The organism is Klebsiella sp. EMBS2024 (genome assembly GCF_036233805.1).
Classification (GTDB): Bacteria; Pseudomonadota; Gammaproteobacteria; order Enterobacterales; family Enterobacteriaceae; genus Klebsiella; species Klebsiella pneumoniae.
In genome coordinates this window covers 953,610-957,019 of the sequence record NZ_JAZARW010000001.1, presented here as the reverse complement: position 1 = coordinate 957,019, position 3,410 = coordinate 953,610, and the positions used below count along the sequence as shown (strand labels likewise).

General features: G+C 58.7%; 3 protein-coding genes. 2 read left to right on the top strand and 1 reads right to left on the bottom strand.

The genetic code is table 11. The features are described 5' to 3' along the window. On the top strand, positions 1-705 hold a 705-nt coding region (locus VZP09_RS04410; protein WP_328794923.1), incomplete at its 5' end, for a Cof-type HAD-IIB family hydrolase. A 139-nt stretch (positions 706-844) separates the two neighbouring features. Then, positions 845-2,110, top strand: a complete 1,266-nt coding sequence (locus VZP09_RS04405; RefSeq protein WP_004176744.1) for a DUF1479 domain-containing protein — start codon at positions 845-847, stop codon at positions 2,108-2,110. On the opposite strand, the gene VZP09_RS04400 is transcribed toward VZP09_RS04405, so the two are convergent. Further along, a complete protein-coding gene (locus tag VZP09_RS04400) occupies positions 2,107-3,237 on the bottom strand; it encodes a LacI family DNA-binding transcriptional regulator (RefSeq protein WP_004219745.1) in 1,131 nt (376 codons plus the stop codon). The two genes, VZP09_RS04405 and VZP09_RS04400, sit on opposite strands and share 4 nt — an antisense overlap. Positions 3,238-3,410 lie beyond the last annotated feature (173 nt).

The window sequence follows — 3,410 nt, the reverse complement described above, 5'->3', positions numbered from 1 at the left end:
ATTGAATTTGTTGTCGCCAGCGGCAACCAGTACTATCAGTTGATCTCCTTCTTCCCGGAGATCCGCGAGCAGATTTCGTTCGTCGCAGAAAACGGCGCTCTGGTTTATGAACATGGCACGCAGCTGTTCCACGGCGAACTGACCCGCCACGAATCACAAGTGGTGATTGGCGAATTGCTCAAAGATCCGCAGCTCAACTTTGTCGCCTGCGGCCTGCAGAGCGCCTACGTCAGCGATAAAGCTCCGGACGCCTTTGTTGAGCTGATGTCGAAGCACTACCATCGCCTACAGCGGGTGAGCGACTATCACGCCATCGACGATACGCTGTTTAAATTCTCTCTCAACCTGCCGGACAGCGAGATCCCACAGCTGATTGATAAACTGCACGTGTCGCTCGACGGCATCATGAAGCCGGTCACCAGCGGCTTTGGCTTTGTCGATTTGATTATCCCTGGCCTGCATAAAGCCAACGGCATCAGCCGTTTGCTCAAGCGCTGGGATCTTTCGCCGCAGCAATGCGTCGCCATCGGCGACAGCGGCAACGACGCCGAAATGCTGAAGCTGGTGAAATACGCTTTCGCCATGGGTAACGCTGCCGACAGCATCAAGGCCATCGCCGGCTACGCTACCGACGATAATAACCATGACGGCGCGCTGAACGTTATCCAGGCCGTCCTCGATAACACCCCGCCCTTCAACGCCTGACCCTTCGCCGGGGCATCGCGCCCCGGTTTTCCATTTTGTGCGCCGCAGCAAGATTTTAAACTTGCATTAACTCCATTTTAACTTAAATTAACGTTTGTAAGATTTGATACTTTCGAATGAAAGATACAGCGAGGTTATTATGGCTGCTCTCCCGACCCACGAAACACTTCCCGCCGATCACAAAGCGGCGATTCGCCAGATGAAACAGGCCCTGCGGGCGCAAATTGGCGACGTCCAGGCGGTGTTCGATAAGCTCTCAGCGCGCATCAGCGAGCGGCTGCAGGAGATTGAGACACTGAAAGCCGCAGGCCAGGAGGTTTGGCCAACCGTTCCGTTCCGCGATATCGCCGAAGGAACAGTGAGCGATGAGCAGCGCGCGGCCATTAAGCGCCGGGGCTGCGCGGTGATTAAAGGCCACTTCCCACGCGAACAGGCGCTGGCGTGGGATACCGCGATGCTGGAATATCTGGATCGCAACCATTTCGACGATGTTTACAAAGGGCCTGGCGACAGCTTCTTCGGTTCGCTGGAGGCTTCGCGCCCGGAGATCTACCCGATCTACTGGTCGCCCTCGCAAATGCAGGCGCGGCAGAGCGATGAAATGGCGGCAGTGCAATCTTTCCTCAACCGCCTGTGGCGTTTTGAACAGAATGGCAAACGCTGGTTCGATCCGGACGTCAGCGTGATCTATCCCGACCGCATCCGCCGCCGCCCGCCGGGAACCACTTCGAAGGGGCTGGGGGCGCATACCGATTCCGGCGCGCTGGAGCGCTGGCTGCTTCCCGCCTATCAGCAGGTTTTCGCCAACGTTTTTAATGGCAATATCGACGCCTACGACCCGTGGGACGCCGCGCACCGTACCGAAGTGGAAGAGTATACCGTCGACAACACCACCAAATGCTCGGTGTTCCGCACCTTCCAGGGCTGGACCGCGCTGTCGGACATGATCCCGGGTCAGGGGCTGCTGCACGTGGTGCCGATCCCGGAGGCGATGGCTTATGTGCTACTGCGCCCCCTGCTCGACGATGTGCCGGAAGATGAGCTGTGCGGCGTCGCGCCGGGCAGAGTGCTGCCGATCTCTGAGCAGTGGCACCCGCTCTTAATTAAAGCGTTAAGCTCGATTCCAGCGCTGAATGCCGGGGACTCCGTCTGGTGGCACTGCGACATCATTCACTCGGTGGCGCCGGTGGAAAATCAGCAGGGCTGGGGAAATGTGATGTACATTCCGGCCGCGCCGATGTGCGAGAAGAACCTCGCCTACGCGCAGAAAGTGAAAATCGCCCTGGAAAAAGGCGCCTCGCCGGGGGATTTCCCGCGCGAGGACTATGAAGCCAGCTGGCAGGGGCGCTTCACCCTGGAGGATCTGAATATCCACGGCAAACGGGCGCTGGGTATGCCGGTCTAATCGTCATACAGCCCCTGCGGCTCGACGGCGGTATGGCCTTTGCCCGGCCGGATCCGCCGTACCGAATCGCGTACCACCAGCGTGCCATGCAGCAGTAGCGAGCCGTGCGGCGCCTCCGGGCGCAGCAGGCGCTGCTGCAGGAGATGCACCGCCTCGCTGCCCAGCTCATCCCGCGGCACATGCACCGCGGTCAGCGGCACCTCCTGAATCGCCGCCAGATTAAATCCGTCAATGCTCATCACCGAGACATCCTGCGGCACCCGCAGGCCACGCTTTTGCAATGCGCTGACGGTGCCGGCGGCCATAAAATCGCCGCCCACCAGGAAGGCGGTGGGCAACGGCCTGCCCTGTAAGCCGTCAAGCCAGGCGCCCACCTGCTCTTCCGTCTCTCTGGCGCTAAAGTTGGCGACGCTGATAAGATCCCGGCTGGCGGTAAAGCGCAGATTACGCGCGCGCCACGCCTCCTGAATCCCCCCCAGCCGCAGCTCCATGGTATAGCGGCGCAGGCACATCACGTTCATCACCGCCCGATGCCCCATATCAAACAGATAGCGGGCCGCGCACTGGCCGATCAGCCGATGATCGGGAGCGATGGACGGCAGCCGCATCCCTTCATCCCGACAGTTGATCAATACGCAGGGTTTGCCCAGATCCGCCGCCAGGCCATGAATATGCGGATCGTCGATCCCCAGCAGCACCGCGGCCTGGGTCTCAGGTTCATTCATGCGGGCAAGAAACAGGTTGGCGTCGCTGTCGTTCTCATCCAGCGCGCAGTAGCGCAGGCGCACTTCATGCGCCGCCAGCGCGTTATTGATACTCTGGATCACCCGGTAGTAGAAGATATCCGATCGCTCATCGAATGCGCGCTGCGGGGCAAACACCAGCAGATGATTGAGCAGCAGACGCCCGGCGGCCAACCCCTGCATGACACCCAGCTCGCGGGCGCAGTCCAGCACCGCCCGGCGCGCCTTGTCGCTGGTATTCGCTTTCCCGGCCAGGACGCGTGAAACGGTGCTGGGCGATAGCCCGGTGCGGGCGGCAATTTCGGCGACGCGCAGCTTTTTATCCATTTTGTGATCCAGCTCCGATTGAAAAATGAAAGAATTTTCATAATCGCCAAAGCACACGTTACAAGCAAATTCCGCTGTCAAATATGCGATCTCGCTCATTTCATGAAAAAACTTGCATAAATAGCGCTTTGCCAGACGATTTTTCTGCCCTAGCCTGAATTGGTCTAACATCTCCCATACTAGTTATACCAATGATGTTGAGATTAAAAATAGACTATTCAAATAGTTAA